The organism is Sphingomonas sp. (genome assembly GCF_017304635.1).
Taxonomy (GTDB): domain Bacteria; phylum Pseudomonadota; class Alphaproteobacteria; order Sphingomonadales; family Sphingomonadaceae; genus Sphingomonas.
Window position 1 is genome coordinate 133,970 of the sequence record NZ_JAFKMA010000004.1, and the last position, 18,351, is coordinate 152,320.

Sequence of the window (18,351 nt, forward strand, 5' to 3'; positions counted from 1 at the left end):
CCCCCGCTCAGGCGTCCGGCCTCACGCGCCGCGTGCCTTCAGCACCGCTTCGAGCTGCGGCCAGGTGATCGCGTCGACCTTCTCGTCGTCGATGAAGAAGGACGGCGTGCCGGTCACGCCCTTGGCGTTGGCGGCGTTCATGCCGTCCATGATCTGCTTGACCTTTCCGGCATCGGCCAGGCAGGCGCGCGCCTTATCCTCGGGCAGGCCGCGCTGCTTGAAGAAATCGACATAGCCGAGCAGCGCCGCCCATTCGGTCGCGACCTGCTGCGGCGGTGCCGATTGCAGCTTCTGGAACAGCGCCTGACCTTCGGGGCCGCCCATCTTGTCCTCGACCGGACCCTGGTTGATGTACATCTGCTCCAGGATCGGGAAGAAGGTCGCCGCCGGGACGCAGGTGCCGAGCAGGGCGGCCGGAATGTCGGGCTGGCCGTGGACCAGATATTCGCGGAATTCCCAGCTGACCTTGCCGGTCGCGACATAGTTCTTCTCGAGCGGCTGCGTCCCCTCGCGGCCGAACGCGCCGCACACCGGGCACGTGCGCGAGCCGTATTCGATCAGCTTGATCGGCGCGTCGGGATTGCCCATCCGCATGCCGCCCTCCGGCGTCTTCACCACCGTCGTCAGCCAGTCGGTGCCGGCCGGCGCCTTGGCGACGGGCACGCTGCCCGCCGGCGCGCTGGCATTGCCGGAGCCGCCGCTGCCGCCACCGCTACAGGCGGCGGCGAGGATCAGCGGGACGGCGGCGAGAAAGCTGCGAAACTGCATAGGAAACTCCATCGAGAAAAGCGGATCAGCGGACCTTGCCCGCGACGACCAGATTGGTAAGCTCGTCGCCGACGATCGGCGGTCCGTGCGTCGCGGCGACCCCGGCGGCCAGCGCGCCGAGCACCGCGCGCAGTTCGGGATCGGCGATCGCGCGCAGGCCCTCGCCGATCCGCGCCGGCGGGGCGATCGCGCGCAGGCTGGGCGGCGCGACCCGCGACGGGCGCGGCGCGACCTGGCCCTGCTTGAGCGTCAGCCGCGCGACCGCGGCATAGCCGAAGAAACGGTTGACGCGCTCGACGATCTCCGGCGCGATGTGCTGCATCATCGCGGCGTGCGCACCCTTCACGGTCACGGTCAGCACGCCCTCCGCCTTGCGGCCGGGCGGGAAACGGATCGATTCGGGGGTCGAGACGTCGGCGTAGCGCGGCCCGACGATCTCCGCCCAGCGGGTGACGATGCCCGCCTGGACGAAGCCGTAGCGCTTGAACGCCGCCCCGCCGACCTGCGGCAGCAGATCGGCGACCGCGCGCGCCGGCCCGCCGCGGGGGCGTTCCTGCTGAGGTTGCCGGGGGGTCGCGCGCTTGCTCATCCGTCCATCCATGCCATAGCCGATGGGTGACCGCCAAGCATTCTCCGACACCTGCACCGTCGATCGCCGCCGACCTGCTGGTGTGGTACGATGTGCATCGCCGCACGTTGCCGTGGCGGGCATTGCCGGGCGAGACGCCCGACCCGTACCGCGTCTGGCTGTCCGAAGTGATGCTGCAACAGACCAGCGTGGCGACGGTGACGCCGCGCTTCGCCGCCTGGGTCGCGCGCTGGCCCGATTTCGCGAGCCTGGCGCAAGCGGCCGACGACGACGTCATGGCGGCATGGGCGGGGCTGGGTTACTATGCCCGCGCGCGCAACCTCGTCGCCTGCGCCAAGGCGGTGGTGGCCGAGCATGCCGGCGCTTTCCCGACGACCGAGGCGGCGTTGCGCCGTCTGCCGGGGATCGGCGACTATACCGCCGCCGCCATCGCGGCGATCGCGTTCGACGAAGCGGCGACGGTGGTCGACGCCAATGTCGAGCGAGTCGTCGCCCGGCTGTTCCGCGCAGCCGGGAAGCCCGCTGTCCGTGCCGCCGCCGAGACGATCACGCCGTCGGTGCGCGCCGGCGACTTCGCGCAGGCGATGATGGACCTGGGCTCGGCGATCTGCACCCCGCGCAACCCCCGTTGCCTGCTGTGCCCGCTGAGCAGCCATTGTGCGGCGCGCGGGGCCGGCGATCAGGAGGCGTACCCGGTCAAGCCGAAGAAGGCCGCGCGCCCGCAACGCTACGGCACGATCTTCTGGGCGCAGGCGGGGGACGCGGTGCTGCTGGTGCGGCGCCCGCCCAAGGGATTGCTCGGCGGGATGCGCGCGCTGCCGACCGGGCCGTGGGTCGATACCCCGCCGATCCTCGCCGACGCGCCGGTCGCAGCCGACTGGACGCTGCACAACGCCCACGTTTCGCACGGTTTTACCCATTTCGATCTGCAGCTGGCGCTTGCGAGTGCGCGCGTTGAACGGCATCGTGCACCGGCGGACGCCATCTGGTGGCCGCTGGAGTCGCTGGGGGAGGCGGGACTGCCGACGGTCTTCGCCAAGGCGGCGGCCATAGTGGGGAGGGGATAGATGGTCAGACTGACGCCGATGGTGGCCGGTTTCACGCTCGCCGCGCTGCTGGCGGGCGGCGCGTTCGCGCAACAGGCGATGGTGACGCCCGCGCCGCAGACGCTGGCGCCGCCGACGCTCGCCGACCCGCTGCCCGCGACCAAGGCGCTGTTCGACAGCTATGTCGCGACCGGCAAGACGCCCGGCATCGTCGGCGCGTTCGGAGCGGGCGATCGCCCGACCGTGTTCCTGGCGGCCGGCCGCGTCGCTACCGACCAGGGTGCCGCCCCGGCCGGCCCCGACAGCCTGTGGCGCGTCTATTCGATGACCAAGCCGATCACCGCGATGGCGGCGATGATCCTGATCGAGGACGGCAAGCTCAGCCTCGACGAGCCGGTGTCGGACATCCTGCCCGCGTTCAAGACCATGCGCGTCCAGCTCAACGAGAACACGATCGAGAGCCGCCCGGCGGTGCGCCCGATCACGATCCGCAACCTGCTGACGCATACCGCCGGGCTCGGCTACACCATTATCACCAAGGGGCCGCTGCTCGACTATTACAACCAGAAGGGGATCAACCCGGCGCAGGTTAACGCCGCGCTGGAGGCGGTGTCGCGCAAGACGCGGCCGGCGACGCTCCAGGAGTTCGCCAACGTCGTGGCGAGTGCGCCGCTGATCGCCGATCCGGGGACCAAGTGGAGCTATTCGATCGGGCTCGACGTGATGGGCGCGGTGATCGAGAAGGCGAGCGGCATGTCGTTCGACGCGTTCGTCCAGACGCGGATCTTCGACCCGCTCAAGATGCGGTCGAGCTTCTGGACGGTGCCGCAGAGCGAGATCGGGCGGTTCGCGACCAACTATGCCTTCGCCCCCTCCGGCACGATGATCGCGCTCGATCCCGCGGCGAGCTCGGTCTACCTCTCACCGCCCAGCTTCCCCTATGGCGGCGCCGGGCTCGTGATGTCGGCGCGCGATTACGACCGCTTCCTGCACATGCTCCAGAATTACGGCGAGCTGGACGGCGTGCGGATCATGAAGACGGAGACGGCGAAGCTCGCCATGTCCAACCTGTTGCCGCCGGGCGTCGTGTTCGGTGGGCTGGGCGCGGGCACCGGCGGCACGATGAGCCAGCAGACCGGGTTCGGCGCGGGCGGATCGGTCACGTTGCTCGACATGCCCAATTCGATGGGCGTCGGCACCTATAGCTGGGGCGGGGCGGCGGGCACGATCGCCTGGGTCAACCCGGTCCGGCGGATGCGCGGGACGGTGATGGTCAATTACTTCCCCGGCGAGCGCTGGCCGCTGCGCGCCGATACGGCGAAGGCATTGCAGAGCGACATGGCGTCCTACGCGCGCTAACAGCGCGGCCATGACCAGCGCGACTCCGCGACCCGGCTTCACCGGCAGCCCGCTCGATCGCGCCGACGCGATCCGCCACGATCCCGACGCGCTGGCGGCGGCGATGGGCGACTGGCGCGCGCGGCTGCTCGTGCTGAACGATTTCGAGCCCGCCGTCGGCGCCGACGGCACGCTCGGCTGGACCAGCCTGGCCGACGCGCCGCTCGATGCCGAACTCGTGCTGCTCGGGCTGATCGACGGCAAGCCGCACTTCGCCGCCTATATCGACGGGATGCGCGCGCCACCGGGGCGGTCGCCCAATCTGTTCCGCGCGCTCGACCTGCTCCGGCCGGGCGAGGCCGGCACCTATGCCGCCGCGCGCAGCATCCTCGACTGGCACAGCCGGCACCGTTTCTGCGCCAATTGCGGGCAACCGACCGCGATGATCCGCGCCGGCTGGGCACGGCTATGCAACGCCTGCGGGACCGAGCATTTCCCGCGCACCGACCCCGTCGTCATCATGATCGCCGACCATGCCGGGCGCGCTCTGGTCGGGCGCGGGCCGCAATGGCCGGCCGGCCGCTACTCGGCGCTGGCCGGGTTCATGGAGCCGGGCGAATCGATCGAGGAAGCGGTCGCGCGCGAGATCTGGGAGGAAGCGGGAATACGCGTCCATACCGTCCGCTACGTCGTCAGCCAGCCCTGGCCGTTCCCCTCGCAACTGATGATGGCCTGCATCGCGCAAGCCGAGGACGACGCGCTGACGATCGACCCGAAGGAATTGCAGGACGCGATCTGGGTATCGCGCGACGACGTCAAGAAGGCACTGGCCGGCGACCCGTCCGCGCCGTTCCTCTCGCCGCCGCACTACGCGATCGCGCATACCCTGCTGACGGTATGGGCGAACGAGGAATAATCCCCCGTCATCCTCGCGAAAGCGGGGACCCATCTCCCGGACTATCCACCATCGCGCCGGTGCGTCTGCCGCTCGCTCAGAAGATGGGTCCCCGCTTTCGCGGGGATGACGACTCAGGGTCTGAACCCAACTAGACCACAGCGAGGGCCTTCACTCCGCCGCCGACTTGTCATGTAGGATTTCGCCCGACAGGCTGGACAACGCTCTTTGACATCGCCGTGCCTTTCCTGTGCCAGCCCGAACCCGCGCGCGGATCGGCGTCGGCCCGTATCCGCGCGGAACACGCTACCCTCGTCAAGTTCGTCAACTTTGCATCGGCCGGCCGTCAACCGCGACCGCGACCGCGACCGCGACCGCGACCGCGACCGCGACCGCGACCGCGTCGAAGCGCGCTACCCTCGTCAAGTTCGTCAAGTTTGGATCACCCCGCCGCGGTCTTCACCGCGTCGCAGATGCGGTCGACCACGGCCTCGACCTGGCCGGCATCCTCGCCCTCGGCCATCACGCGGATCACCGGCTCGGTGCCGGACGGGCGGATCACCAGCCGGCCCCTGCCCGCCAGCTCGCGCTCGGCATCGGCGATCGCGGCCTGGACGCTGGCGTCGTCGAGCGGCTTGCCGCCCTTGAACCGCACGTTCTTGAGCAATTGCGGCAGCGGATCGAAGCGATGGAGCAACTGGCTCGCCGGCAGGCCCGAGCGGACCAGCTCGGCCAGGATCTGCAACGCCGCGACCAGCCCGTCGCCGGTCGTCGCATAGTCCGACAGGATGATATGCCCCGATTGCTCGCCGCCGACATTGTAGCCCTGCCCGCGCATCGCCTCGAGCACGTAGCGGTCGCCGACCGCGGTGCGGATCAGCCTGATCCCCTGCGCCGACAGATGCCGCTCCAGCCCCAGGTTCGACATGACCGTCGCGACCAGCCCGCCGCCCTTCAGCGTGCCGCTGCGCGCCCAGCCGGTCGCGATCACCGCCATCAACTGGTCGCCGTCGATCACCCGCCCGGTCTCGTCGACCACGATCAGCCGGTCGGCGTCGCCGTCGAGCGCGATACCGATATGCGCGCCCGACGCCACCACCGTCTCGCACAGCACTTGCGGCGCGGTCGAGCCGACCTGGTCGTTGATGTTCTTGCCGTTGGGCGACACGCCGATCGCGACGACTTCGGCACCGAGTTCCCACAGAGCGGCGGGCGCGACCTGGTACGCGGCGCCGTTCGCGCAATCGACCACGATCTTCAGCCCGTCGAGCGTCAGCGCGTCGGGGAACGTCGCCTTGGCGAAGTGGATGTAGCGCCCGCGCGCATCCTCGACCCGGCGCGCGCGACCGATATCGGCGGCGTCGGCGGGGGCGACGTCGCCGTCGATCAGCGCCTCGATCGCCAGTTCGTCCCGGTCGCTGAGCTTGTAGCCGTCCGGCCCGAACAGCTTGATGCCGTTATCGGCATAGGGGTTGTGGCTGGCCGAGATCATCACGCCCAGGTCGGCGCGCATCGACTTGGTCAGCATGCCGATCGCCGGGGTCGGCAACGGCCCGAACAGCGTCACGTCCATCCCCACGCTGGTGAAGCCCGCGACCAGCGCGTTCTCGATCATGTAGCCCGACAGCCGCGTGTCCTTGCCGATCACGACGCGATGCTTGTGATCGCCGCGGACGAAGTGCGCGCCCGCCGCCATGCCGACCTTCATCGCCATCGCCGCAGTCATCGGCTGGGTATTGGTGCGCCCGCGGATTCCATCGGTGCCGAAATATTTCCTTGCCATGTCGCGTTTTTCCGTCCGCTATCGCCGTTCGTCCGCCTGATAGCGCGGCAATCGGGGAAGAGCGAGCATGAGCCAGGCGTTTCGAATCTTGACCGCGCTGGTCGCGGGGCTGGTGCTCGGCATCGTGCTGGCGAAATATGCGCCCGACGCGGGGCTGACGCTGCTGTCGGTGACGAAGCGGATCGGCGGGGCGTGGCTGCACGGGTTGCAGATGGTGATCGTGCCGCTGGTGGTGGCGTTGCTGGTGATCGGCATCGCCGCGTCGGCGGAAGCCGCGCGCGCCGGGCGGATCGCGGCGCGCGCGCTGATCGCGTTCGTCGTCATCCTGTGGTTCAACACCATCCTGTCGGCGTTCCTGACGCCGCTGCTGCTCCGCCTGTTCCCGCTGCCGACCGAGTGGGCGACGGCGCTCCGGGCCTCGCTGTCGAAGGCGGGCACCGCGGGCCAGGTGCCGAGCCTGGGCGATTTCTTCGACAAGATCGTGCCGACCAACATCGTCGATGCCGCTGCGAGCGACGCGTTCCTGCCGCTGACCGCGTTCGCGATGGTGTTCGCCTTCGCGATCACGCGGCTGGCGCCGGCTCCACGCAAGACCCTGCTCGATTTCTTCCAGGCGGTGGCCGACGCGATGGTCGTCATCATCGGCTGGGTGCTGGTGCTCGCGCCGGTCGGGGTGTTCTGCCTGGCGTTCGGGGTGGGGACGGAGACCGGCGCGGCGGCGTTCGGCGCGCTGGCGCATTACATCGCGATCGTCTCGACGCTGGGCGTCCTGGTTCTGCTGTCGGCCTATCCGATCGCGGCGATCGGCGCGCGCGTCGGGATCGGGCGGTTCGCGCGCGCGGTGCTGCCGAGCCAGGTCGTCGCCGTCTCGACCTCCTCGTCGCTCGCCACGCTGCCGACGATGCTGCGGTCGAGCGAGGCGCTCGGCGCGCCGGCCAGCGTGTCGGGCATCGTCCTGCCGATCGCGGTCGCGGTGTTCCGCGCGACCAGCCCGGCGATGAACCTCGCCGTCGCGCTCTACGTCGCGCACCTGACCGGCACGCCGATCGGGCCGGGCCAGCTCGCCGCCGGGGTCGCGACCGCCGCGATCACGACGATGGGTTCGGTCAGCCTGCCCGGCACCGTCAGCTTCTTCGCCTCGGTCGCGCCGGTGTCGGTGGCGATGGGGGTGCCGATCGAGGCGCTCGGGCTGCTGGTCGCGGTCGAGACCGTGCCCGACCTGTTCCGCACGCTGGGCAACGTAACGATGGACGTGGCGGTCACCGCCACCATCGCCGCCCGCGACCGCGGCGACGCGCCGGCCCAGCCGACCGACACGGAGATCGACGCCCTGCCGGGCTGAGCGACGCGCCGCCGCGTCAGCCCGGGGTGGGGGTCACTTGACCCCGTGCATCCACTTCTTGAGCGGCCAGGACAGCAGCAACAGCACCACGCCCAGCACGATCGCCACTTCCGCGATCACCGTGAAGGTGTGGGTATAGGTGTCGAGACTGACCTTCAGGTTGGTAACCTGGCCGCCGACCGTCTCGACGCTGGCGAACTGCGCGACGACCCCGGCGACGTATTGCGCGCAGCTGATCGACAGGAACCACACGCCCATCATCAATCCGACGATCCGCGCGATCGACAGCTTGGTAATCATGCTCAGCCCGACCGGCGAGATGCACAGTTCCGCCACCGAATGAATCAGGTAGAGCCCGGCGAGCCACCACACCCCGACCTGGTAATCGGCGCCGACATAGCTCGACCCCCAGACCAGGAACAGGAAGCCGGCACCGACACCCATCAATGCGAGACCGAACTTGACCGGGATCGACGGTTCCAGCCCGCGTTTGGCGAGACCGGTCCACAACACGCTCATCACCGGCGCCAGCGCGACGATGAAGAAGGCGTTGAAGAATTGCGTCTGCGGCGCGGTGATCGCGAAATTGCCGAACACGGTCAGGTTGGTGTTGCGGTCGGCGAACAGCGTCAGGCTCGACCCCGCCTGCTCGAACAGGGTCCAGAACACGACGTTGAACACGATCAGCACCATCGCCGCCAGCATCATCTGGAACTCGGTGCGGCTGCCCTTCACGAACGACCAGATCAGGATGCCGGGGATCGAGACCAGGAACGTCCCGAACAGCAGCTTGCCCATCAGCGACAGCGACGCGAGATAGCCGATGAAGCCCGACCCCGGCACCGGCTTGGGCGAGTTCATCAGGTTGACGAACAGGAAATAGACCACCGGCACCGCGATCAGCGCGCCGATATAGATGAGTAGCGATCGGTCGGGACCGCTCCGCACCGGCGGCTCGCCGACCGCCGACAACCGCCCGCCGTCGAACTGGATCAGCGAATAGGAGATCAGCATGCCGACCGCGGCAAGCCCGAAGCCCGCCCACCAGCCGACCGTATCGGCCAGGATCGGACACAATATCTGCGACCCCAGCGAGCCGAGGTTGATACCCATGTAGAAGATGGTGAAGCCGGCGTCGCGGCGGCGGTCGCCCGTCGCATAGAGCTCGCCGACCATCGTCGAGATGTTCGGTTTGAAGAAACCGTTGCCGACCGACACGATGCTGAGCGCGAGCAGCATGATCGCCTGGAGCAGCCAACTGCGGTCGCCCTTCGCCTCGAACCCGCCCTTGGCGACCGTCTTCGCGACCGAGCCGTCGGCGTTGAGCAGCGACACGCTGCCGTCGTCGTTGCCCTTGATCTCGAACCGTTTTCCCTGATCGACCAAGAAGCGCTTCTCGTCCTTGGCGGAGGTCGGCGCGTCCTTGAAATTGTCGACCTGCACTTCGTAGCGCTGGCCGTCGACCACCGCATAGGGCTTGGCCGTCGTGCCGCCGAAGCACAGGGTGAAATAGCCGATCGCCATCATGATCGCGCCGAACTTCACCGACCGCTTCGAGCCGAGATACTGGTCGGCGATATACCCGCCGACCAGCGGCGTCAGATAGACCAATGCGGTGAACCCGCCGTAGAGCCCCGTCGCCTCGCGATCGCCGAAGATGAAATGCTTGGTCAGGTACAGCGTCAACAGCGCGCGCATGCCGTAATAGCCGAACCGCTCCCACATTTCGGTGGTGAACAGCCGCGCGAGCTGGCGCGGGTGGCCGAACCATGTCGCCTCGGCCGCCGGATTAATATGGGTGATGTCCGGCTCTCGCGGGCTATCCGCGGTCGGGGTGTCCACCATGCATCTGCTCCCTGAAACTCGTCTGCTCCGCCGTCGAACGCCGCGGCGGATGGTTGGCGGCGAGACTAGCGGCAAAGCCTTGGGTGTAAATAGCGGCGCGGCCGCACTAGAGGGGACGCGATGTTCAACGACTCGACGACCCCGCTCTCGCTGCTCGCCACGCGCCGGTCGGGCAAGCCGCGCGATCTCGTCGCGCCGGGACCCGATGCGGACCAGCTCGACCGCATCCTGACGATCGCGGCACGCACTCCCGATCACGGCAAGCTCGCGCCGTGGCGGTTCGTCGTGGTGCCGGCGGGCGCGCGCGCGGCGCTGGGCCGAGTCATCACCGATGCCTATCGCATCGAACGCCCGCAAGCGGCGGCGGCAGAGATCGCGGCACTCGAACAATTCGCGAGCCAGGCGCCGGCGTTGGTCGTCGTGCTGTCCTCGCCAAAGACCGAAAGCCATATCCCGTTGTGGGAGCAGGAATTGTCGGCTGGGGCGGCGTGCATGAACCTGCTCCACGCCGCGCATGCGCTGGGGTTCGCCGGCGGGTGGCTGACCGGGTGGGCGGCATTTTCCGATACGGTGCGCGATGCGTTCGGCGCGGCGCCGGAACGGATCGCCGGCTTTATCTTCCTCGGCACGCCGGCCAAGCAACTTGAGGAAAGACCGCGGCCGGATATGAGCAAGATCGTTTCAACCTGGCACGGTTGACGGTCTGGACTCGATCGCCCTTTGCTGTATTATGGCAGCATGGCACTCAGCAACGACGACAGCCCGGTCTATATTCGCCTGCGCGGAACGATCGCGGCGGGCATCCTGCGCGGCGAATATCGCACGGGCGACCAGCTTCCCTCGGTTCGCGCGCTCGCCGCCGAGCACGGCGCGAACCCGCTGACCGTCGCCAAGGCGTATCAGAGCTTTCAGGACGACGGCTATGTCGAGGTCCGGCGCGGAGTCGGCATGTTCGTCCTGCCCGGCGCGGCCGACCGCCTGCGCGTCGCCGAGCGTACCCGCTTCGTCAACGAACACTGGCCGCGGATCGCGGAGTATATCGACCTGCTCGGCCTCGACGTCGGCGACCTGATGGAGCGCGAGCGGGCGTAGCGTCTAACGGTGCCGGCCCGCTCCCCCCACCCGACCTCCCAACGGCAGTATCATATGGGAGGTCGGGTGGGGGAGCAGGCCGGCACCGTCGCGTTTCAGCTCGGCTGAACGTCAAAAGAGCCCCAGCGCCGCCACCTCGTCCGCGCTCAGGTCGATCCCGAACATCATGCTGAGCCGCAGGCGATAGACGCGCGGGTCGTCGATCACCGCCTCGCTGTCCTCGCCGCCGACATGCCGCTTGTAGGCGCGGTCGGTCAGGCTGGCGAAGCCGCGCGGCAAAGCGATGCTGACGACGATCAGGTCGACGAAGCGCGTCCCCGGCGCGGTCGCGGTCCAGTGATTGGCCATCGCCAGGTCGGCCGGCGCGACCGGGGCCAACGTGAAGCTGTATTGATCGACCCAGCCTTCCTGCGCGCCCCGCCCGTCGGTGGCACCCGGATGGCCGTTGCGCGCCAGCACCCAGCCGCGCTGGTCCTCATATAGCCGGAACCGCGCACCATCGGGCGCCTCGACCTCGGCGCCGGCGACCAGCGGCATCGGCGGCCCGTAGCTACCGCCGAACCCGGCATCTGCGATCCACGGCGCGCCGTCGATCGTCACCAGCAGCAGCATGTGCGTCTGCCCCGGCGTGTCGCTCGCGCCGAGCCAGACGCGCGCGAGCAGCGGCCGCGCGTCGAACCCGACAGCCGTCAGTGCGTCGAGGAACAAGCGGTTCTGTTCGAAGCAATAGCCGCCGCGCTTCGCCGTCACCAGCTTGGCGAACACGCTGTCCGAATCGATCCGGATGCCGCGCCCGAGCCGGATGTCGAGATTCTCGAACGGGATCGCCAGCCGGTGCGCGCGCTGAACCGCCGCCAGGCCATGGTGGTCGAGCGTCGGTCGAGCGGGCAGGCGAATCCGCGCGAAATAGGCGTCGAGGTCGAAGCTCATGCCGCGAACAGGTCGGCCGACAGGGTGTAGAGCGGCGCGGCCGGCGCCGACGCCGCAGCCTCCAGCCCCAGCGCCTCGGGCACGATCTGCGCGACGTAGAAGGTGGCGACCGCGCGCTTCATCCGCGCGAAGTCGTCGTCGCCGGTCGCCGCGCGCGCCTGCCGCTCCATCAGCCACCCGCATGCTGCGACCGACAGCATGGTCAGGAACGGATAGCTCGCCGCCAGCCGGTCGTCGGCGTCGCTCGTCGCCAGCCGCCGACCGATGCCCTCGCACCGGTCGATCAGGATGCGCAGCGTCGCGCCCTGCGCGTCGCCGCGCATGTCATCGATCAGGCCGGCGAACGCCGCGCCGTTCGACAGCGCCAGCTTGCGACCGACCAGATCGGCGGCCTGGATGCCGTTGGTACCCTCGTAGATCGGGAAGATGCGCGCATCGCGGAAGAACTGCGCCGCGCCGGTTTCCTCGATATAGCCCATCCCGCCATGCACCTGCACGCCCAGGCTGGCGACTTCGTTGCCGAGGTCGGTCGCGTGCGCCTTCGCCAGCGGGGTCAGCAGTTCGAGCCGGTCCCTGGCCGCGGCGTCGCCCAGATTGGCGCGATCGACCTGGCCGGCGGCGAGATAGACCAAGGCGCGCGCGGCCTGGGTCTGCGCCTTCATGCGGAACAGCATGCGGCGGACGTCGGGATGCTCGACGATCGCGACGGGGGCGCCCTCGCGGCTGCCCTGGATGCGGTCGCGGGCGTACTCGACCGCTTTCTGCGTCGCGGCTTCGGCGACCTGCACACCCTGCAGCCCGACGTTGAGCCGCGCATTGTTCATCATCGTGAACATCGCGCGCATGCCGCCACCCTCGCCGCCGATCATCTCGCCCAGGCAATCGCCATGATCGCCGAACGACAGCACGCAGGTCGGGGAGGCATGCAGGCCCATCTTGTGCTCGATCGACACCGTGCGAACGTCGTTCGGGGTGCCGTCGGCGCGAACCTTGGGCACCAGGAATAGCGAGATGCCGCGCGTGCCCTTCGGCGCGTCCGGCGTGCGCGCCAGCACCAAGTGGACGATATTGTCGGTCAGATCGTGGTCGCCGAACGAGATGAAAATCTTGGTGCCGGCGATCTTCCACTGGCCGTCGCCGGCGGGCTCGGCGCGGGTGCGCAGCGCACCGACGTCGGAGCCGGCCTGCGGCTCGGTCAGGTTCATCGTACCGGTCCACTCGCCGGTCGCGAGCCTGGGCAGGTACGCCGCCTGCTGCTCCGGGGTGCCGTGGTGGAGCAACGCCTCGATCGCGCCGACCGTCAGCGTCGGCGCCAGCGCGAAGCCGGCATTGGCGCTGCCCAAAGTCTCGAGCACGGCGCTCGCCAGCACGAACGGCAGGCCCTGCCCGCCGAAATCGGCCGGCGCGCCGATCGTGCCCCAGCCGCCCTCGACATACGCCTGGTACGCCGCGCGATAGCCCGGCGGCATCGTCACGCCCGCCTCGCTCCATTTGGGCCCGTTCACGTCGCCTTCGCGCGCGAGCGGCGCCCATTCGCCGACCGCGAACTGGCCGACGCCTTCGAGCACCGCGTCGACCACGTCGGGCGTCGCGGCGGCGAACGGCCCGGTCGCGGCGAGCTCGCCGATCTTCGCGATCTCATCCAGCACGAAACGCTGTTCGGCGACGGGGGGTACGTACGGCATCGGGTTCCTCTCTCGGTCCGCCGCGCTATAGCCACGTCCGATGGACGCGCCAAATACCCGTATCCTGCCGTATAATGCCTATACCGTGGCGGAGGCCGCGGCGCTGATCGCGGCGGGCGAATGCGTCGCGGTACCGACCGAGACGGTCTACGGCCTGGCCGCCGACGCGACCAACGGCGCGGCGGTGGCGCGAGTCTATGCCGCAAAAGGGCGACCGAGCTTCAACCCGCTGATCGTCCACGTGCTCGACCTGGCGGCGGCGAAGCGGCTGGCGGCGTTCGATGCACGCGCCGAGGCGCTGGCGGCGGCGTTCTGGCCGGGACCGCTGACATTGGTGCTGCCGCTCAAGCCATCGGCAGGGATCGCGTCGCTGGTGACGGCGGGACTGGAGACGATCGCGTTGCGCGTGCCCGACCATCGCGCGATGCGCGGGCTGCTCAAGGCGACGGGCAAGCCGCTCGCCGCGCCGTCCGCCAATGCCAGCGGCGGGATCAGCCCGACCCGGGTCGAGCATGTCGCGCGCAGCCTCGACGGGCGCATCCCGCTGATCCTCGACGACGGGCCGACCGGGCGCGGGATCGAATCGACCATCGTGCGCGAAGTGTTCGGCAGCACGCGGATCCTGCGCCACGGGCCGATCCCGAAACAGGCGGTGCTGGCCGCGCTGTCGGCGCGGGGGCAGCGGGTCGACCGCTTCGACGAGGGCATGGATGCGCCGACCGCGATCGAGGCGCCTGGGCAGCTGTCGTCACACTACGCGCCGTCGAAACCGCTCCGGATCGACGCGCGCGCACCCGCCGACGACGAGTGGATGATCGGCTTCGGCGCGATCGGCGGCGACGCGACGCTGTCGGCGAGCGGCGACCTGACCGAGGCGGCGGCGAACCTGTTCGACCAGCTCCACCGCGCCGATGTCGCGCCCCGCCCCCGCATCGCGGTCGCGCCGGTGCCCACGGACGGGATCGGTGAAGCGATCAACGACCGCCTCCGCCGCGCCGCCTTCCGCGACGGGTCGCTGTCGATGGGGACGGCGGGGTAGGACGCAGCGACGCCTATATTCACGCGTCATCCCGGCCTCGTGCCGGGATCCACGGCGCCGCGAGCGCATCGCTCCAGTCCCCGAGAGACGAGCAAGCGGCCCGGTGGACCCCGACACCAGGCCGGGGTGACGGACTCCGGTTCACGCCGTCTCGCTGACCGCCTTCGATCGCGCGGCGAAGCTCTTGCGCAGCTTTTGCAGCTTGGGCGGGATGACGGCGAGGCAGTATGGATTCCGCTGGCCTTCGCCTTCCCAATATTCCTGGTGGTAGTCCTCCGCCGGATACCAGTCGCTCGCTTCCTCGATCGTCGTCACGATCGGCGCCGGCCAGCCGCTCGCGTTGCGCGCGATCGCCGCCTTCGCCTCGGCGGCCTGTGCCGCGTTCAGCGGGAAGATCGCCGAGCGGTATTGCGTGCCGACATCGTTGCCCTGGCGGTTGAGCGTCGTCGGGTCGTGCGTCGCGAAGAAGATGTCGAGCAGGTCGGCATAGCTCACCTGGTCGCCGTCGAACGTCACCCGGATCGCCTCGGCATGGCCGGTATCGCCGCCGCACACCTGCTTGTAGGTCGGGTTCGCGACGTGCCCGCCGATATAGCCGCTTTTGACGCCCTCGACGCCGATCACATCCTTGTACACCGCCTCGGTGCACCAGAAACAGCCGCCGGCCAGGATCGCGGTCTCGGTCGCCATGTCATCAACTCCTTTTCAATTGACGCTCAACATAGGTACGGGCGAGCGCGACACAAAGAGGATGCGGCATGAGCAAGGGAACGGTGCTGGTCACGGGCGGCGCGGGCTATATCGGCAGCCATGCGGTGCTGGCGCTGCTCGATGCGGGCTGGGACGTGGTGGTGGTCGACAACCTGACCACCGGGTTCGCCTGGGCGATCGATCCCCGCGCGACCCTGGTCCGGGCGAACATCGAGGACAATGCGGCGGTACGCGGCGCGATGCACGATCACGATGTCGTCGCGGTGATGCACTTCGCCGGATCGATCGTCGTGCCCGAATCGGTCACCGACCCGCTCAAATATTATCGCAACAACACCGTCGCCAGCCGCGCGCTGCTGGAAAGCGCGGTCGTGTGCGGCGTGAAGCATTTCATCTTCAGTTCGACCGCCGCGACCTACGGCAATCCCGAGCGCGTACCGGTGGCCGAGGGCGACCCGACCATCCCGATCAACCCCTATGGCACGTCGAAGCTGATGACCGAGGCGATGCTGCGCGACGTCGCGGCGGCGCACCAGATCAATTATTGCGCGCTGCGTTACTTCAACGTGGCGGGCGCCGACCCGGAAGGGCGCACCGGCCAGTCGACCGCGGGCGCCACGCACCTCATCAAGGTCGCGGTCGAGGCGGCGACGGGGAAGCGCGACCGTGTCGGCGTGTTCGGCACCGATTTTCCGACCCCCGACGGCACCGGGGTGCGCGACTATATCCATGTCAGCGACCTCGCCGCGGCGCACGTCCACGCGCTCGACAAGCTGATCGCCGAACCCGCCGAGAGCCTGACGATGAACGCCGGCTATGGTCACGGCTATTCGGTGATGCAGGTGCTCGACGCGGTCGATCGCGTGACCAACCATGAAATCAAGCGCGAGATCGGACCGCGCCGGCTGGGCGATTCGGCCGAACTGATCTCCGACAATCGCCGCATCCTCGCGACGTTGCCGTGGCGGCCGCAGTATGACGATCTCGACACGATCGTCCGCCACGCGCTGGCGTGGGAGCGCAAGCTCGCCGAGCGCGACTGACGAATCCCGCAAGGGTGGGCGCCGGCCCAGAAGGATGAGCCGGCGCCCGGCGGGATTCGGGGGCTGCCCCAATCCCGCCAACCGAGCGCTAGAACGTCTTGCTGACCCCGACGAAGAACGACCGCCGCTGGCCGAATTGCGGCGCGCCGACGCCTACGCCGGATCCGTCGCGGATTTCGTAGACGTGGTCGCCGACGTTGAAGACGTCGAACCGCACCTCGATCCCCGGCCCGCGGAAGGTGTGGCTCGCGGTCAGGTTGAACACCGCATAGGGCGTCAGCTTGCCGCCGTTGGGAACGGCGCCGTCCTTGCGGAGGCCCGACCCGTACAGCATGCTGCCGCCGAGCTTGGTGCCGCCGGCGAACCGGTACGACAGGCCGCCCGACCCGGTCCAGGTCTGGTCGTGGTCGAGATAGATGTAATGGTTCGAAATATAGGCCAGATCGCCCGGATCGAAGTTGAACTGCGACGAGACGATGTCGGTTCCCTGCGCCTTCGACCAGGCGAGGTTGGCATAGGCCAGGAAACGTCCGCGCTGATAGTTGATGTTGCCTTCGATCCCGTCGATCCGCCCGCGCGCATAGTTGAACGGCGTCAGGATGATCGGCGCGCCGAACTGGCCTTCGTCGACCAGATTCTGGGACCGGCGATGATAGGCGTCGAGGCCGATCGTGAAATAGCCCGCCTTCTGCTGGATGCCGATGTCGAAATAGTCCTGGCGCTCGGCGAACGGCACCGTCGCGAGCGGGGTCGTCACGCCGTCGTCGCCCGGCGCCTGCGCGCTGGTCCCGCGGAACTTGAGCACGCTGGTCCCCGCCACGTTGGCGAACGGCGCCGGCGAGAAATAGCGCGCATAGCCGGCATGCAGCGTCAGCCCGTTGCCCGGCGTCAGCACCGCGTTGATCCGCGGCGAGAACTGCGATTCGGAGCGGAAGCCATCATAATGGTCGAACCGCCCGCCGAAATTGACCGTCAGCGCCGGCGACAGCTTCCATTCGTCCTGCAGATAGGCCGAATAGGTCATCTCGGTCTTGGCGTAGTTGTCGACGATCGTGATCGGCTGGCCGGACTGGACGAATTCGCCGTCATCGTCGGCGGCGCCGGGGAACACCTGGCTCGACGTCTGGCTGTTGCTGCGATCGCGCGAGATGACGATGCCGCCGCGCAGGGTATGCGCGCTGCCGATCCGGTACGCGCCCTCGATCTGGCCGCCGACCGTGAAATCCTGCTTGAACGCCTTTTGCGCGATACCGTTGAACAGCAGTTCGCCGACCGTGTCGGGGGTGTAGCGCAGCCCCGAATAGCGCGCGAACAGCGATGCCTGCAGCGTCACCGGCCCGGCGTCGTGGAGCAGGCTGAGGATGCCGAACGCGGTGCGCTCGTGCTGGCGCTCGTCGAGGTCATCGCTCAGGAAATCGGTCCGCCCGCCGACATTGTAGCCGTTCTCGGGGTGCAGGCCACGCGGGTTGGGGATCTGGAACGTCTGGTCGGCATAGCCGCCGATCAGCGACACGCGGTTGTGCGCGTCGAACGTGTGGTCGAGATAGACGAAGCCCTGATACTGGTCGGTATCGTCGTGCAGCGGTGTGCGCCCGGCATCGACCGCCTCGATCCCGCGATTGCTGTGGCGATAGCTGCCGGTGACGAAGTAATTGGTCCCGCCGCTCGACCCGCCATATTCGATGCTCGGCTCGATCGTGTCGTTGCTGCCGCCATAGATCGACGCTTCGCCGCCGTTCTTGAACCCGCTCTTGGTGGTGATGTCGACGATGCCGGCGGTGCGGAGACCATATTGCGCGGGCAGCGCGCCGGTGCGCAGGTCGAACTGCTCGACCAGGCGGGGCGACAGCGTCTGGCCGAACACGGCGACGCCTTCGGGCAGGATGGTGCCGTTGATGCGATATTGCAGGTTGTTGTGGTCGGCCCGGACGTGGAACTGGCCGAACCCGTCCTGCACCACGCCGGGCAGTTGCAGCAGGATCTGGTTCATCTGCTGATTGTCGCCGCCGGGCAGTTCCTGGATCGTCTCGTTGGAGATCGTGTAGGTCGTCGCGCCCAGGCTCGGCTGGATCGAGGCGCGGGCGGCGTCGAGGTGGCCGGTGACGACGATGTCGCCGTTCGCGGCGGTCGGGGCGGGCGTCGGCGCGGGGGCGGGCGTCGCGGCCGGCGCGTCCTGCGCCTGGGCCAGAGCGGGCGCCAGCGCCACGAACGCGGCGCCGATCAACAGGGTATGTCGCATCAAAAG

The 18,351-nt window shown here is 68.8% G+C and carries 16 protein-coding genes; 8 read left to right on the forward strand and 8 right to left on the reverse strand.

Going from position 1 to position 18,351, the window contains the following annotated elements; genetic code table 11:
• Window positions 1-21: 21 nt before the first annotated feature.
• Both J0I47_RS12390 and J0I47_RS12395 read right to left on the reverse strand, forming a co-directional pair.
• Entirely contained in the window at window positions 22-768 is a 747-nt protein-coding gene (locus J0I47_RS12390; protein WP_294047292.1) for a thioredoxin domain-containing protein, read from the reverse strand.
• A 25-nt stretch (window positions 769-793) separates the two neighbouring features.
• Window positions 794-1,357 (reverse strand): DUF721 domain-containing protein, encoded by a 564-nt coding sequence (locus J0I47_RS12395; RefSeq protein ID WP_294047293.1) that lies wholly within the window; start codon window positions 1,355-1,357, stop codon window positions 794-796.
• A gap of 26 nt (window positions 1,358-1,383) precedes the next feature.
• Here J0I47_RS12395 and J0I47_RS12400 point away from each other — a divergent pair, with 26 nt between their 5' ends.
• From J0I47_RS12400 to nudC, 3 genes are read left to right on the forward strand one after another with little or no spacing between them, the layout of a single operon-like run.
• Window positions 1,384-2,424, forward strand: coding sequence for an A/G-specific adenine glycosylase (locus J0I47_RS12400; RefSeq protein ID WP_294047294.1), 1,041 nt, complete (start codon window positions 1,384-1,386; stop codon window positions 2,422-2,424).
• Complete coding sequence (locus J0I47_RS12405) at window positions 2,425-3,762, forward strand: serine hydrolase domain-containing protein (RefSeq protein ID WP_294047295.1); 1,338 nt, start codon at window positions 2,425-2,427, stop codon at window positions 3,760-3,762. It begins immediately after the preceding gene.
• A 10-nt stretch (window positions 3,763-3,772) separates the two neighbouring features.
• Window positions 3,773-4,657: an NAD(+) diphosphatase gene (gene nudC / locus J0I47_RS12410; RefSeq protein ID WP_294047296.1), complete on the forward strand. Its 885-nt coding sequence runs from the start codon at window positions 3,773-3,775 to the stop codon at window positions 4,655-4,657.
• A gap of 421 nt (window positions 4,658-5,078) precedes the next feature.
• Here nudC and glmM read toward each other — a convergent pair whose 3' ends face one another.
• Entirely contained in the window at window positions 5,079-6,419 is a 1,341-nt protein-coding gene (gene glmM, locus J0I47_RS12415; protein ID WP_294047297.1) for a phosphoglucosamine mutase, read from the reverse strand.
• Between the two features lie 67 nt (window positions 6,420-6,486).
• On the opposite strand from glmM, the gene J0I47_RS12420 reads away from it, so the two are divergent.
• Complete coding sequence (locus J0I47_RS12420; protein ID WP_294047298.1) at window positions 6,487-7,761, forward strand: cation:dicarboxylase symporter family transporter; 1,275 nt, start codon at window positions 6,487-6,489, stop codon at window positions 7,759-7,761.
• Window positions 7,762-7,794: 33 nt separating this feature from the next.
• Here the strand turns inward: J0I47_RS12420 and J0I47_RS12425 are convergent, their stop codons facing one another.
• Window positions 7,795-9,606 (reverse strand): peptide MFS transporter, encoded by a 1,812-nt coding sequence (locus J0I47_RS12425; RefSeq protein WP_294047299.1) that lies wholly within the window; start codon window positions 9,604-9,606, stop codon window positions 7,795-7,797.
• A gap of 120 nt (window positions 9,607-9,726) precedes the next feature.
• Between J0I47_RS12425 and J0I47_RS12430 the strand changes: the two genes are divergently transcribed.
• Window positions 9,727-10,305, forward strand: a complete 579-nt coding sequence (locus J0I47_RS12430) for a nitroreductase (RefSeq protein ID WP_294047300.1) — start codon at window positions 9,727-9,729, stop codon at window positions 10,303-10,305.
• 39 nt (window positions 10,306-10,344) lie between these two features.
• Window positions 10,345-10,698 (forward strand): GntR family transcriptional regulator, encoded by a 354-nt coding sequence (locus J0I47_RS12435; RefSeq protein ID WP_294047301.1) that lies wholly within the window; start codon window positions 10,345-10,347, stop codon window positions 10,696-10,698.
• Between the two features lie 111 nt (window positions 10,699-10,809).
• Here the strand turns inward: J0I47_RS12435 and J0I47_RS12440 are convergent, their stop codons facing one another.
• Together J0I47_RS12440 and J0I47_RS12445 are read right to left on the reverse strand one after the other, a co-directional pair.
• Window positions 10,810-11,628, reverse strand: a complete 819-nt coding sequence (locus J0I47_RS12440) for an arylamine N-acetyltransferase (RefSeq protein WP_294047302.1) — start codon at window positions 11,626-11,628, stop codon at window positions 10,810-10,812.
• A complete protein-coding gene (locus tag J0I47_RS12445) occupies window positions 11,625-13,313 on the reverse strand; it encodes an acyl-CoA dehydrogenase (protein ID WP_294047303.1) in 1,689 nt (562 codons plus the stop codon). The genes J0I47_RS12440 and J0I47_RS12445 overlap by 4 nt, the downstream gene beginning before the upstream one ends.
• A 40-nt stretch (window positions 13,314-13,353) precedes the next feature.
• On the opposite strand from J0I47_RS12445, the gene J0I47_RS12450 reads away from it, so the two are divergent.
• Window positions 13,354-14,352, forward strand: coding sequence for an L-threonylcarbamoyladenylate synthase (locus tag J0I47_RS12450; RefSeq protein WP_294047304.1), 999 nt, complete (start codon window positions 13,354-13,356; stop codon window positions 14,350-14,352).
• A 141-nt stretch (window positions 14,353-14,493) separates the two neighbouring features.
• On the opposite strand, the gene msrA is transcribed toward J0I47_RS12450, so the two are convergent.
• Window positions 14,494-15,042, reverse strand: a complete 549-nt coding sequence (gene msrA, locus J0I47_RS12455; RefSeq protein WP_294047305.1) for a peptide-methionine (S)-S-oxide reductase MsrA — start codon at window positions 15,040-15,042, stop codon at window positions 14,494-14,496.
• Window positions 15,043-15,110: 68 nt separating this feature from the next.
• On the opposite strand from msrA, the gene galE reads away from it, so the two are divergent.
• Entirely contained in the window at window positions 15,111-16,106 is a 996-nt protein-coding gene (gene galE, locus J0I47_RS12460) for a UDP-glucose 4-epimerase GalE (protein WP_294047306.1), read from the forward strand.
• An 88-nt stretch (window positions 16,107-16,194) separates the two neighbouring features.
• Here the strand turns inward: galE and J0I47_RS12465 are convergent, their stop codons facing one another.
• Window positions 16,195-18,345 (reverse strand): TonB-dependent receptor, encoded by a 2,151-nt coding sequence (locus J0I47_RS12465; RefSeq protein WP_294047307.1) that lies wholly within the window; start codon window positions 18,343-18,345, stop codon window positions 16,195-16,197.
• Window positions 18,346-18,351: the final 6 nt, after the last annotated feature.